The organism is Mesorhizobium sp. P3_A10, assembly GCF_056403175.1.
Genome location: NZ_JBFUFZ010000005.1, coordinates 268,251 through 286,780, shown reverse-complemented (window position 1 = coordinate 286,780; position 18,530 = coordinate 268,251). Strand labels below are relative to the sequence as shown.

Annotated in this window: 13 protein-coding genes; 8 read left to right on the top strand and 5 right to left on the bottom strand. The window is 63.7% G+C overall.

All coding sequences use genetic code 11. The features are described from left to right. Nucleotides 1–6: 6 nt before the first annotated feature. The 4 genes from AC1DXU_RS20735 to AC1DXU_RS20720 form a co-directional block, all read right to left on the bottom strand. On the bottom strand, nucleotides 7–1,263 hold the full coding sequence (locus AC1DXU_RS20735; RefSeq protein WP_477371987.1) for an Hsp70 family protein: 1,257 nt from the start codon (nucleotides 1,261–1,263) through the stop codon (nucleotides 7–9). Nucleotides 1,264–1,539: 276 nt separating this feature from the next. Beyond that, complete coding sequence (locus tag AC1DXU_RS20730) at nucleotides 1,540–2,331, bottom strand: TIGR02186 family protein (RefSeq protein WP_477371985.1); 792 nt, start codon at nucleotides 2,329–2,331, stop codon at nucleotides 1,540–1,542. Continuing rightward, a complete protein-coding gene (locus tag AC1DXU_RS20725) occupies nucleotides 2,331–3,254 on the bottom strand; it encodes a sulfite exporter TauE/SafE family protein (protein ID WP_477241709.1) in 924 nt (307 codons plus the stop codon). Before AC1DXU_RS20725 ends, AC1DXU_RS20730 begins: the two co-directional genes overlap by 1 nt. A gap of 190 nt (nucleotides 3,255–3,444) precedes the next feature. Further along, a complete protein-coding gene (locus tag AC1DXU_RS20720) occupies nucleotides 3,445–7,455 on the bottom strand; it encodes a peptidoglycan-binding protein (RefSeq protein ID WP_477371983.1) in 4,011 nt (1,336 codons plus the stop codon). On the opposite strand from AC1DXU_RS20720, the gene AC1DXU_RS20715 reads away from it, so the two are divergent. The 8 genes from AC1DXU_RS20715 to AC1DXU_RS20680 all read left to right on the top strand — a co-directional run bounded on the left by AC1DXU_RS20715 (nucleotide 7,445) and on the right by AC1DXU_RS20680 (nucleotide 16,825). Next, nucleotides 7,445–7,612 (top strand): hypothetical protein, encoded by a 168-nt coding sequence (locus AC1DXU_RS20715; RefSeq protein WP_477311626.1) that lies wholly within the window; start codon nucleotides 7,445–7,447, stop codon nucleotides 7,610–7,612. The two genes, AC1DXU_RS20720 and AC1DXU_RS20715, sit on opposite strands and share 11 nt — an antisense overlap. 299 nt (nucleotides 7,613–7,911) lie before the next feature. Next, a complete protein-coding gene (locus tag AC1DXU_RS20710; protein ID WP_477371981.1) occupies nucleotides 7,912–8,370 on the top strand; it encodes a MerR family transcriptional regulator in 459 nt (152 codons plus the stop codon). Between the two features lie 293 nt (nucleotides 8,371–8,663). Further along, nucleotides 8,664–10,454, top strand: a complete 1,791-nt coding sequence (locus AC1DXU_RS20705) for an acyl-CoA dehydrogenase (protein WP_477371979.1) — start codon at nucleotides 8,664–8,666, stop codon at nucleotides 10,452–10,454. A 52-nt stretch (nucleotides 10,455–10,506) separates the two neighbouring features. Further along, nucleotides 10,507–11,679: an acyl-CoA dehydrogenase family protein gene (locus tag AC1DXU_RS20700; RefSeq protein ID WP_477371977.1), complete on the top strand. Its 1,173-nt coding sequence runs from the start codon at nucleotides 10,507–10,509 to the stop codon at nucleotides 11,677–11,679. A gap of 31 nt (nucleotides 11,680–11,710) precedes the next feature. Beyond that, nucleotides 11,711–12,919, top strand: coding sequence for an acetyl-CoA C-acetyltransferase (locus AC1DXU_RS20695; protein WP_477371975.1), 1,209 nt, complete (start codon nucleotides 11,711–11,713; stop codon nucleotides 12,917–12,919). Nucleotides 12,920–12,934: 15 nt separating this feature from the next. Next, complete coding sequence (locus AC1DXU_RS20690; RefSeq protein WP_477371973.1) at nucleotides 12,935–15,154, top strand: 3-hydroxyacyl-CoA dehydrogenase NAD-binding domain-containing protein; 2,220 nt, start codon at nucleotides 12,935–12,937, stop codon at nucleotides 15,152–15,154. A gap of 133 nt (nucleotides 15,155–15,287) precedes the next feature. Further along, complete coding sequence (locus AC1DXU_RS20685; protein WP_477311631.1) at nucleotides 15,288–15,938, top strand: S24 family peptidase; 651 nt, start codon at nucleotides 15,288–15,290, stop codon at nucleotides 15,936–15,938. After that, a complete protein-coding gene (locus AC1DXU_RS20680; protein ID WP_477372257.1) occupies nucleotides 15,938–16,825 on the top strand; it encodes a thermonuclease family protein in 888 nt (295 codons plus the stop codon). The genes AC1DXU_RS20685 and AC1DXU_RS20680 overlap by 1 nt, the downstream gene beginning before the upstream one ends. Here AC1DXU_RS20680 and AC1DXU_RS20675 read toward each other — a convergent pair. Beyond that, nucleotides 16,788–18,437 carry a lysine--tRNA ligase gene (locus AC1DXU_RS20675; protein WP_477371971.1) on the bottom strand — a complete coding sequence of 550 codons (1,650 nt, stop codon included), beginning with the start codon at nucleotides 18,435–18,437 and terminating at the stop codon, nucleotides 16,788–16,790. The genes AC1DXU_RS20680 and AC1DXU_RS20675 overlap by 38 nt on opposite strands. Between the last annotated feature and the right edge of the window lie 93 nt (nucleotides 18,438–18,530).

The following is an 18,530-nucleotide window of genomic DNA, read 5'->3' as shown; positions in this document are numbered from 1 at the left end:
GCTGCGTTAGCCGAACTTTCTTTGAGCGTCCAAAGCAAGGCCAAGCCCGACCGAGCCGAACATGTCGCCTTCGATGACCGATGCGTGCGGCACCAGCGCCAGGATCTGCTGCCTGGCAAGCGGGATCGCCGTCGATCCGCCGGTCAGGAATACGGCGGTGATGTCGGATGGTTTCACCTGCGCATCCTGAATGGTCTGCGCCACCGTGGCGGTCACCCGCTCGATGTCCCGGTCAATCGTTGATTCCAGCCCGGCGCGCGTGATTTCGGCGGCGAACTTCACTCCCGGCAGCGCGACCGCCACATCGGCGGACACTTGGTCGGTCAGTTCGATCTTGGCCCGCTCGACCAGCGCGGCCAGCGCGTGTCCGTAACGATGCTCGACAATGTGGATAAAGCGGTCGACCAGATCGGCGCGTTCGGCCTCATAGCGAATCTGGCGCAGATGCGTCATCGCCCTGGCGGTGTAGACCAGGTTGATGCGCTGCCATGTCGCCAGGTCGATGAAGTAGCTGGCCGGCAGATTGCGCTTGCCGTCCTTGGTCGGCGTGAGATAGCCGAGCTGCGGCATCACATGGGCGATGCTCAACAGCCGGTCGAAGTCGGTGCCGCCGATATGGATGCCGCGGCTGGCCAGGATGTCGTCCTTGCGGTCGAGCGAGCGGGCGCGCTGCGGCGAGACCCGCACGATCGAAAAATCCGACGTGCCGCCGCCCATGTCGACGATCAGCGCCAACTCTTCCTTCGCCACCTTCTGCTCGTAATCGAGTGCGGCGGCGATCGGCTCGAACTGGAAGGCAATGTGCTTGAACCCTTGCGCGCGGGCCGCGTGTTCGAGTTCACCCTCGGCCTTGGCGTCCGCCTCCGCATCATCGTCGACGAACTGCACCGGACGGCCGAGCACCACGCTCTCAACCGTGTCCTTTGCATCTTCTTCCAGCCGCTTCTTCAGATGTCCCAGAAACAGCCCGACAATCTCCATAAAGCCGATCGAGCGCGACTTGATGCGCGTCTTTTCATGGGCAAGCGAGCTGCCGAGCACGCTCTTCAGCGAGCGCATCAGGCGGCCTTCGATGCTGTCGGTGTAGTTGGCGATGGCGTGGCGGCCGTAACAGGTGCGGTTGTCCTCAAAATTGAAGAACACCGCACTGGGCAGCGTCACCTGGCCGTCCTCCAGCGCCACCAGCCGCGGCTGGCCGTTCCTGACCACGCCCACGGTGGAATTTGACGTGCCGAAGTCGATACCGCCGAATGCTGGTCGCATGGCCTGTTCCTGAATTGTCTTTGGCGAGCGGATCGACGCCATGGGAGGGCGCGCATCCGGGGACCGGACTGCTCTGCTGAACTGAATTGTTTGTGTCTGCCGGGTGGCTGGGAGAGCGCGGTCTAACGCATGACCCCCAAAAGGGAAACCGTTTTTCGGAAAAAGCCGATCCTAGTGCATGTCGCCCAAAAGTGCGCAGCGGTTTTGGGACAACGACATGCATAAAAACAAAGACTTAAAGCACGTCGATTGAAATCCTTTTCAACGCGACGTGCTTTAGTCGCGCCGGAAGATCAATCTTCCGAGCCAGCCCGTCAGCATGGCCAGCGACACCGCAAAGACGCCATAGAGGAAGGAGTAGTCGTGGGCGACGCGAAACACCGATTGCTCGAAACCCGACTTGCGGATCTCGAGTTGGGCCGAGCTTTCCTTGATGAACAGGCCGCTCTTGAACAGGAAGGCCCGTGCCTTGTGGGTGCCGACCGGGACATTCGGCGCCAGCCGCACCGTGGCGCGGAACAGGTTCTGCGACAGGAACTGCACGCCGCCGACATTTTCACTGTAGAGACCGGTCGCCGACTTGCGCTCGCGCAGCGCCGTGGTGAATTCCGCGATCGTTGCCGGGCTGTCGCCTTCGTCGGTCGGCTGCATGTAGAGATTAGAGGCGCCGAGCGACAATTGCTTGTAGCTGTTCGGTTCGGTGATGTCCTGCAGCGGCCGCGTCGTTGCCACCGAATAGGACATCGGCACGTTCTCGAAAGTCTCCGACTGCAGGTTGATCCAGACGCCGAGCACCCGGTCCTTGCGACGCACCACCACCGGCCGTGGCGGGCCTTCGAGCACGACGATGACGTCATAGCGGCCCTGGCGCGCCACCAGCGGGTCGGCGTTTTCCAGCGAGCCGAAGATGGTGAGGTCGGCGCCGGAAAAGCCGGCGGTGATCGACACCGCATCGGTCGACAGGCCGATCTGGATGCTCTCGGTAGGCAGCGTCTGCGCTTTTCCTGACGACGCGCCAGTGAGCAGCGACAGAAATGCAGCGGCCGCAAACATCTTCAAGCCCGCCATCAGCTGACGCCCGCGGCGGTCAGCGAGTAGAGGTTGGGCGGCGTGACGAAGAGGTCGATGGCAAGCCGGATGGCGACCGCCAGCACCAGCAGCGCCAGCAGCGCCCGAAGCTGTTCGCCTCGCAGTTTCTGCCCGGCCTTGGCGCCATATTGCGCGCCGGCGACGCCGCCGGCCATCAGCAGGAAGGCGAGCATGACATCGACCGTCTGGTTGGTCGTGGCGTGGACCAGCGTGGTGTAGGCCGAGGTGAAGATGATCTGGAACAGCGAGGTGCCGATGACGACATTGGTCGGCACTTTCAAGAGGTAGATCAGCGCCGGCACCATGATGAAGCCGCCGCCGACGCCCATGATCGACGATAGGAAGCCGATGCCGGCACCCAGACCCAGCACCGGGATGACGCTGACGAACAGTTTCGAGGCCCGGAAGCGCATTTTCAGCGGCAGCCGGTGAATCCAGTTGTGCTGGCCGGATTTCTTCAGCACCGGCGCAGCACCACTGCGGGTGGCGCGCAGCGCATTGACGCTCTCTACCAGCATCAGCCCGCCGACGGTGCCGAGCAGCACGACGTAGAGCAGCGAGATGAACAGGTCGAGTTGGCCGAGCCGGCGCAAGAAGGCAAAGACAAAGATGCCGCCGGTGGAGCCGACAATGCCGCCGGCCAGAAGCACGCCGCCAAGCTTGAAGTCGAGCGTACCTCGCTTCATGTGCGACAGCGCCCCGGAGAAGGAAGAGGCGATGACCTGGTTGGCGCCGGTGGCGACCGCAATCGCCGGTGGAATGTTGTAGAAGATCAGCAGCGGGGTGATGAGGAAGCCGCCGCCCACCCCGAACATGCCCGACAGGAAACCCACCGCCGCGCCCATGGCCAGCAGTACGAAGACGTTGACGGAAATTTCCGCGATCGGGAGATAGATGCCCACCCGTCAGTCTCGATCAGTGTGCCCTCGGCGAATGCAACCGTTGCGGGCATTTTGCGCCGAAAAGCTAAATTGTTCTTGCGCCGGCAAGGCGGCGAAGTCAAACCTCGCCGCGACGCCGAAACAAAAAACATCTCAATCAGTTAACAGGCAAATGTGTGGCAAGGGCGTCGCATAAGCGACGCATCTGCCGTTATTTGTGTGCAAGCAGCGCCTTGACCAGTTTTTCGTCGATCTCGCCGGTCGCTTTCATCTTGTTGTCGGTCTGGAACGCCATGATGGCGTCCTTGGTCTTCTGGCCAATCATGCCGTCGGCGCCGCCGGCGTCGTAGCCGTTCTTGTTGAGAATGAGCTGGATGTTCTTGACCGCCTTCTTCATGTCGATGCTGGCGGTCGTCTGCGGCGCGCCTTCCTGCCATGATTCAGGGATGTCGGCCGAATTGGACGCCGGATCGAGCGGCTTTGGCTTCCACAGCTCAGTAGCGGCGCGTGCGCGCTCCAGCTGCTCGGGCCGCAGCGCAGCGGCGATCTCGTCGCGTTTGGCCGCCGCGTCCTTGTCACCGGTCTTGGCGACGAGCGCGAACCATTTGTAGGATTCCTCCAGGTTCTGCTTCATGCCGACGCCCTTGGCCGCCAGGATGCCGAGATTGAACTGGCTGTCCTTGACGCCGACGTCGGCGGCGGCCTGGAACCAGTGCGCCGCCGACTCATTGTCGGTGACGCCGTCCGCGGCCATGGCGAAGAGCACCGCAAGATTGTGCATGGCGCTGGCATTGCCCTGCTCGGCGGCGAGCTGGTACCAGGTTTTCGACTTCTTGATGTCGCGGGCGACGCCGATGCCCTTCTCGTAGAAATTGCCGATGCGGTATTCGGCCGGAGCAAAGCCGAGCTCGGCCGATTTCTCGTACCATTTGGCTGCCGCCGCCATGTCTTCCTTGACCCCGCGCGATTCGGCATAGCGCGAACCGATCTCGAACAGCGCCTTGGCGTCGCCGCCGGCAGCCGCGTCGCGCAGTGCGGCCGGACCGGCATCGGCCGGGATGTCGATCTTGGCCGTGGCCGTGGTTGCCGAAGCGTTGGTGGGGGGAACCGCACCGGTCGTGTCCTGGGAGGGGGCTGGCGCGCTGACGTTCTGCGGGAAGTCGGTATCCGACGCCACCGGTTCCGCTGCAGCCGGAACAGCCGGCGCCTTCACGTCCGCTGTTGGCGCTGCCGCATCGGCAGACGGTGTCGAAGCCATCGGCGCCGGAGCCGGCGCGGCCACATCGTCCATCGGTGCTTCGATGTTTGATGGCATGGCCGAGGCAATTTGCGCAGGCATCTCGTCCTTGGCTGCCGGCTCGGCGGGCTCCGCTTGCCTCACGATGCGGGCCGGCGCCTCCTGCGCGGCTGCCTGCGGTTCTGCCTTGGGCTCGTTGGTGGTGGTGACCGCAGCCGTTTTCACCGGCTGTGCGGCAACAATCGGCGCCGCATCATTGCTGGCCATTTCGACGGGATCGGCGAAAAAGGCCTTGCCCAGTTGCAGGCCGGCAAGCGCCAGCATGATCGCGATGGCTCCCATCAGGATCGGCTTGCGCCGCGCCTTGAGCAGGTCGCCGATCCTCAGCGCCTTTACCGGACCTTTCATCGTCGACTGGCGTTTCAGAGCCTCGGCCTCGGCGGCGGCGGCCTGCGCGGCGCGCCTGGCTGCGGCGATGAAGTCGGATTTCGACGCATCGGTATCGCTATGCCGGACCGGCTGGCCGCGCTCGTCACGCACACGCTTCATGATGGCGTTGAGGTCAGGCGCGCCCGAGCCGGGTTCCAGCGGCCGGTTGGCGAGCTTCGGGTCGAGCGGCTCGTCGAGATCGACGCTCGGTATGTCGACATTCGGCGCCGAGCCGGCAAGCGGCGGGATGTCGGCTTGCTTCTTGCCCTTGAAGGCGCGCGCCAGTCCGCCAAACATCGACGTCTTGCGACCGGGCTGGCCGCTTCTATCCGGGACGGTGTCCGAACCGAGCGCCGCCATCGCGGCAGCGGCAGCGGCTTCGGCTGGCGAGCGCGGGGCTGGTTCGCTACGCACACCCGGGTCGCCATGCGTACCCGGGTCGCCATCCGTATCCGGCTCGTTGCGCATGATGGCAGCGGCGCGGCTGTCGAGGTCGGCCATGTCGCCTGTCAGCGGCTGCGGCTGGTCGATATCCATCGATGGTGGATCCTGCACCGCGATCTTGGAGGTGCGTGTCGCCCGGATCGTGCGCGCACGCGCTGGCGCGGCCGCATCGACGAGTTCGCTCACCGCCTCGATCGGCTCGTTGGTTTCCAGTGATCCCAGGCGGTCGACGATCTTGAGCAGCGTGTCGTGGATGGCCTCGAACGTCCGCGAGTTGCGTTCGTCGGAACGGCGGGTCAGCGATTCGAGCGTCTTCAGATCCTGGGCGAGGCCGGCAACGGCCGCCGTGTTGGCGCTTGACCCGGCCATCGTGCGCACGGCACTCTCGGCCGCCTCGCGCGCCGCACCGAGGATCGAATCGCGGGTTCCGGCCAGTGACCTTTCGATTTCGTTGAGACGCGGGCTGATGTCCTCGAATTCCGGCAATGGTGTGCCTGGCTTGGACAGATGAGCCGACAGGCCCGAGACCTGTGCCTCGAGGCTGCGGATCAATGCCGGGTCGATGCCGGCGACCTGCGCGGCCGACGATTCCAGCCGGCTTGAAATGTCTTCCAGCCGGGTCTCCAGGCCACGTATCGCCGCCTCGTTGGCCGGATCCGGAACGCGCGTCTCCATGCGCTTGGCCAGTGCAGTGAAGCGGGCGTCGATGGCGTCCATGATGCCGGCGCCGTCGACCTGCGGCGTGCGCTGGTCCAGCCGGTCGGCGACCTCGTCCAGCCGTCGTTCGAGATCGCGAAACAGCATATTGCCCTGTTCGATCGCATCGCCCTGGCGGCGTTCCATCATGCCGGACAAAACGTCGAAGCGCTGCTCCAGCCCCTGGAAAATATAGTCGGCGTCCGGCATGGCCGGGGCGCGGTCGATCTTGTCGGCGATCAGGGCGATCTGCTTGCCGAGACGCTCCATCGCCTGTTCCGGCAAATTGGCCCGGCCGGCGAGATCGTCGACCCGGTCCGACAGCATGTTGAGGCGGTCGATGACCTCGCCGCTCGGACGGTCCTGCGTCACTTCCTCGATCTGCTGGGCAAGCGAAGCGATCCGCTTTTCGATGCGCTCGAAGAGTTCGGGGTCGACGGAATTGGCCTGGGCGGCGACGGTCGAGGCGACGATGGCGCGGGAAATCTCGTCAAGCCGCTCGTCGATCATGCCGAACGTATCGCTGCCGCGATTGTCCTGCTGGTTGATGAAATGATCGACGGCGCCGGCAAGCGTGCGAACCTTGTCCTCAAGCGAACGCAGCGACAGCGATTCCGGCAGATTGTTGACCGCATTGCTGATCTGCTCCAGCCGGTCGGTCAGCATCGAGAAGCCGGGCGCGTCCGACCGCTGGCGCTGGTCGGCGTCGACGCGATCCTCGAAAGCACTCCAGCGCCGGTCGAAATCGTCCCAGCGGCGGTCGACGGCCTGCACGCTCTCCTCGCGCGCCAGCGTGTCGAGCGCGGCCTTGACCTGTTCCAGCTCCAGCCTAAGCATATTGACGCTTCTGTCGTCGCTCTTTTCGGCCAGGGTCTGGATGGCGCCCGAAAGCCGCTCGAACTCGATGCCGAGTTCGGCGCTGCCCTTGCCCGACTGGCCCCCTGATTGGCTACTTGCCTGGGAAGCCCGTTCGATGTCCTTGCGCAGCGCGTCGAATTCGCGCTGCAGCCCGACCGTCATCTGGTGGCGCAGTTCCTCGCGCAGGCCGCGCAGTTCGCCGGCGATCTTGCCGACCACAGCGACGCTGTCTTCCTGGCCGCGCACGCGGTCGATGTCGCGGGCGATCGTCTGGTATTTCTGATCGAAGGCGGGTGCCGCCGGTGCCGGGCTTTTCAGCCGCTGCGCCGGATGCGGATCCTCATACCAGCGCGGCTGGCCGTAGGGCTGGGCGCTGGCGTAGCGCGGCTCGGCGCCGGGTCGGCGCGGATCGGCCCGCTGCTCTGCCCGGTCCTCGCGCGACCGCTCCAGCCGCTGCTCCAGCGTTTCAAGTGAACGGTTCAGCTCTTCAAGCGCGGTGTGCGGCCTGCGCTGCCTGCCGGCGTTGAGTGTATCGAGATAGGACCGCTTGCTGTTCATCGATGCGCCCGTTTTCAGAATTGCTGGCTTGCAACCAGTTTTCCCCAAAGTTCCTGCCGGAACCGAAGGCGCCCGCAGCCTTGCTGCGGTGGAAGAAAGGCTTCCCGGGGTTCTCACCCGCGCTCCGAAAAACCGTGAAAAATTCGATACAGGATAAACACGGGTAACCGACATGCGCACATTTCGCCCAACGTGGTAAACAACGCGTTAACCAAGCTTAAGAAGTTGCAACGTTGTTGGCGGACCGTCTGTCAGGTGCGGCATAAGGTGCCGCGCACAGAACACACTTGCGTCGTAAGGCGGCTATCGGTATAGAATTGACGTAAACGTAAAAGGGGCGCAGATCGCGCCTTTTGCGATATTTTGTTGAAACCACGTTGGAAGCACGCCCCCGCTTCCACTCAGGCGACGCAAGGTCCGGGACCGCGGCGCCACAGACGGGGAAAGCCAGTGACCATGAAACTCGTTTCGCCCGGCGAAGCCGCGGCCAATACCAATGATATGTCGAACGAAGCCGGCGAGGAACTTGTCCGCATCGGCGAGATGGCCAAGAAATACGGCGTGACGCTGCGCACGCTGCGTTTCTACGAGGACAAGGGCCTTCTCAACCCGAAGCGCGACGGTGCGACCCGTCTCTACACGCGCCGCGACAAGGCCAGGCTGAAGCTGATACTGCTCGGCCGCAAGGTCGGTTTCTCGCTGCGCGACGTCAAGCAGATGATGGATCTCTACGATCCCACCGGCTCCAACACCAAGCAGTTGCGGCTGGCGCTCGACAAGTCGGAGAAGCAGCTTGCCCGCCTGCAGAAGCAGCGCTCGCTGATCGACGACGCCATCAACGAGCTGAGCGGCTCGATGTCGGCCGTACGGCAGATGCTCGCAGAACGCTCGACGCCGGCCAGCGCCGCCGGTTAATTCGGCGACGTCCATCCCCGAACAGCCTTTTGATGAATGAGAGCCGCGTGGCCTGCCGCGCGGCTCTTTCCTTGTGCGCTTGGCTGTTGGCAGAACGGCATTTCAGGCACGCTCCGTGCTGGCGCCCATGATCTTGCCCCACTACGCTCCGGTGTGCCGCGCTGAAGAAATTTTGTCGCAGCAAAAAATTGACGTTTACGCAAACGTCAATTTTTGCTATGCGAATTTCAACTTTGGTCCGCTTGCCGTGAACGGCTTGATATCGGGCCAGGACCGCATGGTGGAGGAAACGCATGCCGATCTACAGGGCGCCTGTCCAGGACACGCTGTTCGTGCTCAACGAAGTGCTGGGCTACCAACGCTATTCCAATCTTCCCGGATTTGCCGACGCGACGCCTGATGTGGTCGAGGCCATCCTCGCCGAGGGTGCCAAGCTCGCCGAAAACGTCATGCAGCCGCTCAACCGTGTCGGCGACATGGAAGGCTGCGTGCGCCATGCAGACGGCTCGGTGACGACACCGAAAGGCTTCAAGGAAGCCTTCGAACAGTATCGCGAAGGCGGCTGGATGGGGCTGGCCGCGCCGGTAGAGTTTGGCGGTCAGGGCCTGCCCTACGCGGTACACACGGCGGTCGCCGAATATATGGTGTCGGCCAACATGTCGCTGATGATGTATCCCGGCCTGACCCAGGGCGCGATCGCGGCCATCATCACCCACGGCACCGACGAGCAGAAGACGACATGGCTGCCGAAGCTGGTCGAGGGGTCCTGGACCGGCACCATGAACCTGACCGAGCCGCATTGCGGCACCGACCTCGGCCTGCTGCGCAGCAAGGCTGTCCCGAACGGCGACGGCACCTACAAGATTTCTGGCCAGAAGATCTTCATCTCGGCCGGCGAGCACGACATGGCGGACAACATCGTCCATTTGGTGCTGGCCCGCATCGAGGGCGCGCCGGAAGGCGTCAAAGGCATTTCGCTGTTCGTCGTGCCAAAACTCAAGCTCGATGCCGAGGGCAATCCGGGCGCGAGGAACACGGTCTCCTGCGGCTCGATCGAAGAGAAAATGGGCATCCACGGCAACTCGACCTGCGTCATGAATTATGACGAGGCGGAAGGCACGCTGCTGGGCGAGGCCAATGGCGGACTGAAGGCCATGTTCACGATGATGAACGAGGCGCGGCTCGGCGTCGGTCTGCAAGGGCTGTCGCTCTCGGAGGTCGCCTACCAGAATGCGGTATCCTACGCCAAGGATCGCCTGCAGGGCCGTTCGCTGTCGGGCGCCAAGGCGCCGGACAAGAAGGCCGACCCGATCATCGTCCATCCCGACATCCGCCGTAGCCTGATGACCATGAAGGCCTTCAACGAGGCCGGTCGCGCGCTGGCGCTGTGGACGGCGATCAAGTCGGACATCGCCCATCGCTCGGGCGACGACAAGGACCGCCAGGCGGCCGACGACTACACCGGCCTGCTGACGCCGGTGGTCAAGGGCGTGCTCACCGACAAGGGTTTCGACCACGCCGTCATGGCGCAGCAGGTGTTCGGCGGCCATGGCTACATCGAAGAACACGGCATGAGCCAGTTCGTCCGCGATGCCCGCATCGCCATGATCTATGAAGGCGCCAATGGCATCCAGGCGCTCGACCTCGTCGGCCGCAAGCTCGGCCTCAATGGCGGCCGCGCCGTGCAGGCCTTCTTCAAGGAGGTCGGCGAATTCTGTGAGGAAAACCGCACTGAAGAAAAAATGGCGCCCTTCACCAAGGCATTGAAGAAGGGCCTCAACGATCTGCAGGCGGCGACGATGTGGCTGGTGCAGAACGGCATGGCCAAGCCCGATAATGCCGGTGCGGCCTCGACCGACTACATGCATCTCTTCGGCCTGGTGGCGCTGGGCTACATGTGGGCGCAGATGGCCAAGGCCGCGCTCGGCAAGACCGGTGCCAATGGCACCCAGTCCTTCTACGACAACAAGATTGTCACGGCGCGCTTCTTCATGGAGCGGATCATGCCGGAGACATCGGCACATCTTGCCCGCATTTCCAGTGGTGCGGACACGCTAATGGCGCTGCCTGCCGAAGCGTTCTAAGTTTGGCGGGCCGGCACCGCCGGCCCACAAWTGTCGGAACGCGGAGGAAATCGTGGCGACAAATCCAGCCGAAATTCTTGGCCTTCCCAAGCCCGCCTGGGCGGCGGACGAGGTTGGCATGCTCTACGACATGGCGCACCGCTTCATGTCGGAAGAGATTGCGCCGCGCTACGACGAGTTCGAGAAGAACGAGATGGTCGACCGTGAGAGCTGGCTGAAGGCCGGTGCGGCCGGCCTGCTCTGCGCCTCTATGCCGGAGGAGTATGGCGGCTCCGGCGGCACCTTCGCGCATGAGAGCGCCATCATCGAGGCGATCGGCCATGTTGGCGTCGACGGTTTCGGCATCGGCCTGCACAATTCGATCGTCGCCCCCTACATCCTCCACTACGGCTCGGAAGAGCAGAAGAAGAAGTGGCTGCCGAAACTGGCGACCGGCGAGTTGATTGGCGCCATCGCCATGACCGAGCCCGGCGCCGGCTCCGACCTGCAGGGCGTCAAGACGCGGGCGGAGAAGGATGGCAACCAGTACAAGATCAACGGTTCCAAGACCTTCATCACCAACGGCCAGCTTGCCAATTTCATCATCGTCGTCACCAAGACCGATCCGGCCAAGGGCGCCAAGGGCACCTCGCTGATCGTCGTCGAGACCGACGAGGTCGAAGGCTTCGAGCGTGGCCGTAACCTCGACAAGATCGGGCTCAAAGCCAACGACACGTCGGAACTGTTCTTCAACGACATGCGCGTGCCGACCTCCAATCTGCTCGGCCACGAAGAAGGCCAGGGTTTCGTCCAGCTGATGCAGCAATTGCCGCAGGAACGGCTGCAGATCGGCACCGGCGCCATCGCCATGATCGAGCGGGCGCTCACGCTGACCATAGATTACGTCAAGCAGCGCAAGGCCTTCGGCAAGGCGATCATCGATTTCCAGAACACCCAGTTCAAGCTCGCCGAGTTGAAGACCGAGGCTACCGTCGGCCGCGTCTTCTACAATGACTGCGTCGCCCGCCACATCGCTGGCGGCCTCGACCCGGTGACGGCTTCGATGGCCAAATACTGGCTCAGCGACCTGCAGGGAAAAGTCGTCGACGAATGCCTTCAATTGCATGGTGGCTATGGCTACATGAATGAATATCCGATCGCCCGCATGTTCCGCGACGCCCGCGTCCAGCGCATCTACGGCGGCACCAACGAGATCATGAAATTGCTGATCGGACGCTCTCTCTAAGCGACTGTCAGCAAACCCGAGGAGCAAGAAGATGACTGAGGCCTATGTCTATGACGCCGTGCGCACGCCGCGCGGCAAGGGCAAGAAGGATGGCTCGCTGCACGAAGTGCCGGCCGTAAGGCTCGGCGCCAAGGTGCTTGAGGCATTGCGCGACCGCAACGGGCTCGACACCGGCACTGTCGACGACATCATCTTCGGCTGCGTCGATCCGGTCGGCGAAGCCGGTTCGGTCATTCCGCGCGCCGCAGCCTTTGAGGCCGGCTACGACACCAAGGCGCCCGGCATGCAGATCTCGCGCTTCTGCGCTTCCGGTCTCGACGCCATCAATTTCGGCGCCGCCAAGATCGCGCAGGGCGCCGACGATATCGTCATTGCCGGTGGCGTCGAATCGATGTCGCGCGTCGGCATGGGCGCGTCCGGTGGTGCCTGGTTCATGGACCCCTCGGTCGGCCTGCCCGGCTGGTTCGTGCCGCAAGGCATCTCGGCCGACCTGATCGCCACCAAATACGGCTTTTCGCGCGACGACGTCGACGCCTACGCCGTCGAGAGCCAGAAGCGCGCCGCCAAGTCCTGGGCCGACGGCCGTTTCAAGAATTCGGTTATCCCGATCAAGGATCAGAACGGCCTGACCATCCTCGACCATGACGAGCACATGCGTCCGTCGACCGACATGCAGTCGCTGGCAGCGCTCAACCCGTCCTTCGTCATGCCCGGCGAAATGGGCGGCTTCGACGCCGTCGCGGTGCAGAAGCATCCCGAGGTCGAGGAGGTCAACCACGTCCACCATGCCGGCAATTCGTCCGGCATCGTCGATGGCGCCGCCGCCATTCTGCTCGGCTCGAAGAAAGCCGGCAAGACCATGGGCCTGAAGCCGCGCGCCCGCATCCGGACTTTCGCCAACATCGGTTCCGAGCCGGTGCTGATGCTGACCGGCCCGGTCGACGTCACCGAGAAGCTGTTGAAGCGCGCCAAGATGAAGATTTCGGACATCGATCTGTTCGAACTCAACGAGGCCTTCGCCTCGGTGGTGCTGCGCTACATGCAGGCCTTCGATATCGAGCACGACAAGATCAACGTCAATGGCGGCGCCATCGCCATGGGTCATCCGCTCGGCGCCACCGGCGCGATGATCTTCGGCACCGTGCTGGACGAGCTGGAGCGGCGCAACCTGAACACCGCGCTGGTGACGCTGTGCATCGGTGCCGGCATGGGCACCGCAACGATCATCGAACGCGTCTGACGGGGAGAGAGACCAATGAGCTACACCAATTTCACCCTCGACATCGACGCTGACGGCATTGCCCTGGTCACCTGGAATAGCCCGGACCGCTCGATGAACGTCTTCACCGAGGAGGTGATGCGCGAGTTGAACGCAATTGTCGATCATGTGGCCGGCGACGCCGCCATCAAGGGCGCGGTGATCACGTCGGGCAAGGACACCTTCTCCGGCGGCGCCGACATCACCATGCTGCAGAAGATGCTGGCCACCTACGCCACTGATAAAGGCAAGGACGCCGACAAGGCGATCAAGGCGCTGTTCGACAATGCCGGCTATATGACCGGCCTGTTCCGCAAGCTGGAAACGTGCGGCAAGCCCTGGGTGTCGGCGATCAACGGCACCTGCATGGGCGGCGCCTTCGAAATGTCGCTCGCCTGCCACGGCCGTGTCGCGGCCGACAGCGACAAGGTCAAGATGGCGCTTCCCGAAGTGAAGATCGGCATCTTCCCGGGCGCCGGCGGCACCCAGCGCGTGCCGCGGCTGACCGACCAGCAGCAGGCGCTGCAGATGCTCACCTCCGGCCAGACGCTGTCGCCGCAGAAGGCCAAGGCGATGGGCCTGATCCACGAGATCGCCGAGCCGGCCAAGCTGATCGAGACCGCCAAGGCGATGATCAAGAATGGGCTGAAGCCGGTGGCGCCGTGGGACGAGAAGGGCTTCAAGCTGCCCGGTGGCCCGGTCTATTCGGTAGCGGGCGCCAATCTGTGGCCGCCGGCCATCGCTATCCTGCGCCGCGAGACCTTTGGCAATTATCCGGCCGCGGCCGCGATCCTGAAATGCGTCTATGAAGGCCTGCTGGTGCCGTTCGATACCGGCCTGCGCATCGAGCAGCGCTATTTCACCGAGATCATGCAGACCAAGGAAGCGGCGGCGATGATCCGCTCGCTGTTCGTCTCGCTGCAGGAACTGAACAAGGGCGCGCGCCGCCCGGCCGGCGTGCCGGAAACCAAGTTCAAGAAGATCGGCATCCTCGGCGCCGGCTTCATGGGCGCCGGCATCGCCTATGTCACGGCCAAGGCCGGCATTCCGGTGGTGCTGCTCGACCGCGACATGGAGTCGGCCACCAAGGGCAAGGCGCATTCCGAAAGCCTGGTAACGGACCAGGTGAAGAAGGGCCGCGCCAAGCCCGAGGAGAAGGACAGGCTTTTGTCGCTGATCACGCCGACGGCCGACTATGCCGACCTTGCCGGCTGCGACCTGGTGGTCGAGGCGGTGTTCGAGGATTCCGCCGTCAAGAAGAGCGCGACCGAACAGGCCGAAGCGGTGCTGAAGCCGGCTGCGATCTTCGCGTCAAATACGTCGACCATTCCGATCTCGTCGCTGGCCAAGAATTCGGCGCGGCCGAAGAATTTCATCGGCATTCATTTCTTCTCGCCGGTCGACAAGATGATGCTGGTCGAGATCATTTTGGGCAAGAAGACCGGCGACAAGGCGCTGGCCACCGCGATCGACTTCGTCCGCGCCATCAAGAAGACGCCGATCGTCGTCAACGACACGCGCGGCTTCTACGTCAACCGCTGCGTGCTGCGCTACATGTCGGAAGCCTACAAGATGCTGATCGAAGGCGTTCCGGCGCCGATGATCGAGAACGCGGCCAAGGCCGCCGGCATGCCGGTCGGTCCCTTGGCTCTGACCGACGAAACGGCGATCGACCTTGCCCAGAAAATCATGAAGCAGACCATCAGGGATCTCGGCGACAAGGCCGTCGATCCGAAGCAGATGGCGCTGATCAACACGCTGGTCGACACACACGGCCGCTTCGGCCGCAAGAACGGCAAGGGCTTTTACGACTATCCGGCAAAGCCGGCCAAGAAGAAGCTGTGGCCGGGCCTGAGGGATCTCTATCCGCAGCTGGCGCCGGAGAAGGTCGACTATGAGGAGTTGCAGCAGCGCCTGCTGGTCACCATCGCGCTGGAAGCCGCAAGGGTGATGGAAGAGGGCATCGTCACCGATCCGCGCGAGGCCGATGTCGGCTCGATCCTCGCCTTCGGCTTCGCACCCTATACCGGCGGTGCGCTGTCCTACATCGACGGCATCGGAGCCAAGGAGTTCGTCAGGATCGCCAAGGGACTGCAGAAGAGATATGGCGCTGAGTTCAAGGCGCCCAAGCTGCTGCTCGATATGGCCGAGAAGGGCGAGACCTTCTACCAGCGCTTCGATCCCTATGCGAAGGGCGAGGCCCGGAAGGCGGCGTAGCGCAGCCTTCCGGGAGGACCTCCTCCCGCCACGCACAGCTTTGTTTGCGATCTGCGGGTCATGCGGTGGACAAGTCGAAGGCTGCGCGTTAGAACGGGAGAGGTATTTTTTCCTGTTTTGAAGGGCAGCGAAATTGCTCTCGCATGACCGCGTATGGGCCGCCATCGACGCTCTGGCCGAGCGTTACTCCCTCTCGGCCTCGGGTCTGGCCAGGCGCGCGGGTCTCGATTCGACCGCCTTCAACAAGTCGAAGCGATTGTCCTCGGACGGGCGGCCGCGCTGGCCGTCGACTGAATCGCTGGCCAAGATCATCGAGGCGACGGGTGCTTCGCTTGACGAATTCACCGGACTGGTCGAGGGCCGAAGCAATACCGGTTCAGGGTCCTCGCCCATGCAGAGGTCGGCGGTGCCGCTGCTCGGCTTTGCCCAGGCCGGCGCTGGTGGTTTCTTCGACGATGCCGGTTTCCCGGCAGGGCAGGGCTGGGATCTGGTCGAGCTTCCGGCGCGGTCGACCGAGACGTCCTATGCGTTGAAGGTGCAGGGCGATTCCATGCTGCCGCTCTACCGCAACGGCGACGTGCTGATCGTCGAACCGGGCGCTGCCACCCGCAAGGGCGATCGTGTCGTCGTCAAGACCAATGCCGGCGAGGTGATGGCCAAGGTGCTCGACCGCCAGACGGTAAAGTCGATCGTGCTGGTCTCGCTCAATCCCGACCATCCGGATCGCGACATCCCTTTGCACGACGTCGAATGGGTGGCGCGGATCGTCTGGGCAAGCCAGTAGTGCGGCTGCTGCAACTGGTCCTGGCCGTGCTGGCGGTGCCGGCCATGGTAGCTCTGATCGTGATAGGCGGCCGCGTCCTGCAGCCCGAACAAAGTAGCGTCGTCATCGATCAGATCGATCAGGACGATTTGGGCGCTGACCCTATCTCCGAGGAGCAGCCGGCAACCTCGGCAATCCCCGAAATTCAGCCCACCCAAGCTGAGTCTCAGTCTCCTTCGGCGCCATCGAGAACGATCGATCCCGAGGAAGTAGCACCGCCGCCGCTAGCGCCTGAGGAGCTCGAACGGGTCGAGCCGCGCCCGCCCTTGAGCGACCTGGCGCTGGCCGGACCGGCCAAGCCGCGCAGGCGAAGAGCGGTCGTCGACGACTGGGGCGGGACGAAATTGTTCCAGCCGGTTGCGTCCGCCGCTGGCCTGATCGAGGCCAATGGCTATTCCGTGGCGGTGTCCGGCATCGATATCGTCAAGGAGGACGAGACCTGCAGCGACGACGGCAAGTCCTGGGCTTGCGGTATCAGGGCGCGCACCGCGTTCCGGTCTTTCCTGCGCGGCCGGGCCGTGGCGTGCAAGGTGCCGCCGGAAGCCGACCGCGAGCTGATTGCCGCCGAATGCCGCATCGGCAAGCTGGATGTCGGCCAGTGGCTGGTCGAAAACGGCTGGGCGCGCGCGACCGCCGGCGGCCCCTATGTCGAAGCGGGCAACAAGGCACACACCGAGAAGAAGGGCATCTTCGGCGCCGCGCCCAATCTTGGCGGCCTGCCGCCGGCGCCAATGCCGGTCAACGCGCCGACGGCGTCGCAACCGATCCTCGATGCCCCGGTGCCAGAGGCGCCGCCGGCCGGGGCGGATATTACGCCGCCAGTTGACCAGCCAGCGCCCGCTCAATGAGCGCCCGCGTCTCGGCAATGCCGTAAAGCGCGGCGAACGAGCCGAAGCGCGGGCCGCGCTCCTGCCCGATCAGCACCTGGTAGATCATCTGGAAGAAGGCGCCCGACACGCCGGGCCCGCCATCCGGGCTCTTTTTGCTGTGGTCCTGATAGCGCTCGATCTTGCGCGCAACGTTGAGCGAGGCGTTCTGGATCGCCTCGCCATCGGCGGCCGGCGGCAATGCGGCGAGCGCCGTCGAAAGGTTCGTCAGCGCCTCGCGCTCGACATCGTCGGCTGCGCGGTACACTTTGGCCGGCTTCACGAAGTCGTCGAAATAGCGGATCGCGTAACCCGTCAGCCTGTCGAGTTCGGGATGCGTCTGCGGGGTCACGCCCGGCGCATGGCGCGAGATGAAACCCCACAGCACGTCCTTGTTCTGGGCGTTGGAGGCGCTGACCAGATTGAGCAGCAGCGAGAACGGCACCGGCATGTCTGTCTTCGGCGGGTTGCCGTCATGCATGTGCCAGACCGGGTTGCCCAGCCGCTCCTTCCAATCCTGCCTGGGGTAAGCCGCGAGGAAGGTGTAATATTCGTCGACGGCCCGCGGGATGACATCGAAATAGAGTTTCTTGGCCTGCCGCGGCCGCTGGTACATGTAGAGCCCGAGGCTTTCGGTCGGCGCATAGGCCAGCCACTGGTCGATGGTGATGCCGTTGCCCTTCGACTTCGAGATCTTCTGGCCGTTCTCGTCCAGGAACAGTTCGTAGACGAAATGCTCCGGCGCGCGTCCGCCGAGGATGTTGCAGATGCGGTCGTAGACCACCGCATTGGTCTGGTGGTCCTTGCCGAACATTTCGAAATCGACGCCAAGCGCTGCCCAGCGCATGCCGAAATCCGGCTTCCATTGCAGCTTCACCCTGCCGCCGGTGATCGAGAGCGTGGTCTCGGTGCCGTCATCGTCGAAGGTGATGGTGCCGGCCTTGGCGTCGACATGCTTCATGGGAACGTAAAGCACGCGGCCGCTTTTTGGCGAAATCGGCAGGAACGGGCTGTAGGTCGCCTGCCGCTCCGGCCCGAGCGTCGGCAGCATCACCGCCATGATCTGGTCGTAGCGCTCGGCAGCCCGCAGCAGCATCGCGTCGAAACGGCCGGCCTTGTAGTATTGCGTCGCGCTGGCGAATTCGTAGTCGAACCCGAACGTGTCGAGGAAGCGGCAAAGCATTACATTGTTGTGGTCCGCGAAGCTTGCATAGTCGCCGCCGAAAGGATTGGGGACCGACGACAGCGGCTTGTGCAGATGCGGCTCGAGGGCTGCGCGATCCGGCACGTTGTCGGGGATCTTGCGCATACCGTCCATATCGTCGGAGAAGCACAGGAGCTTGGTCGCAACCTTGTCCTGCGTGATCACGCGAAAGGCGTGGCGCACCATCGAGGTACGCGCCACTTCGCCGAACGTGCCGATATGCGGCAGGCCCGAGGGGCCGTAGCCGGTCTCGAACAGCACGGTCTCGGGAAAGTCCGTGCCCTTGTAGCGCTCGACGATCTTTTTGGCTTCCTCGAACGGCCACGCCTTGCTTTCAGCCGCTGCCGCAAGCACTTCGGGGTTGAGATCGATGATGTTTGATCCCGCCATGTCACTGTTTTCCAAATCGTTCGCCGGCATTAGCCGGAAGGTGGAGTTCAGCCCGGTCTCTAGGCGTGCATGGCCGGAGCGTCAACGATCCCG

Excerpts from the sequence above, each read along its gene's own strand:
- AC1DXU_RS20735 (WP_477371987.1), bottom strand. The coding sequence starts at position 1,263 with ATGCGACCAGCATTCGGCGGTATCGACTTCGGCACGTCAAATTCCACC.
- AC1DXU_RS20695 (WP_477371975.1), top strand. The coding sequence starts at position 11,711 with ATGACTGAGGCCTATGTCTATGACGCCGTGCGCACGCCGCGCGGCAAG.
- AC1DXU_RS20730 (WP_477371985.1), bottom strand. The coding sequence starts at position 2,331 with ATGGCGGGCTTGAAGATGTTTGCGGCCGCTGCATTTCTGTCGCTGCTC.
- AC1DXU_RS20690 (WP_477371973.1), top strand. The coding sequence starts at position 12,935 with ATGAGCTACACCAATTTCACCCTCGACATCGACGCTGACGGCATTGCC.
- AC1DXU_RS20720 (WP_477371983.1), bottom strand. The coding sequence starts at position 7,455 with ATGAACAGCAAGCGGTCCTATCTCGATACACTCAACGCCGGCAGGCAG.
- AC1DXU_RS20710 (WP_477371981.1), top strand. The coding sequence starts at position 7,912 with ATGAAACTCGTTTCGCCCGGCGAAGCCGCGGCCAATACCAATGATATG.
- AC1DXU_RS20705 (WP_477371979.1), top strand. The coding sequence starts at position 8,664 with ATGCCGATCTACAGGGCGCCTGTCCAGGACACGCTGTTCGTGCTCAAC.
- AC1DXU_RS20675 (WP_477371971.1), bottom strand. The coding sequence starts at position 18,437 with ATGGCGGGATCAAACATCATCGATCTCAACCCCGAAGTGCTTGCGGCA.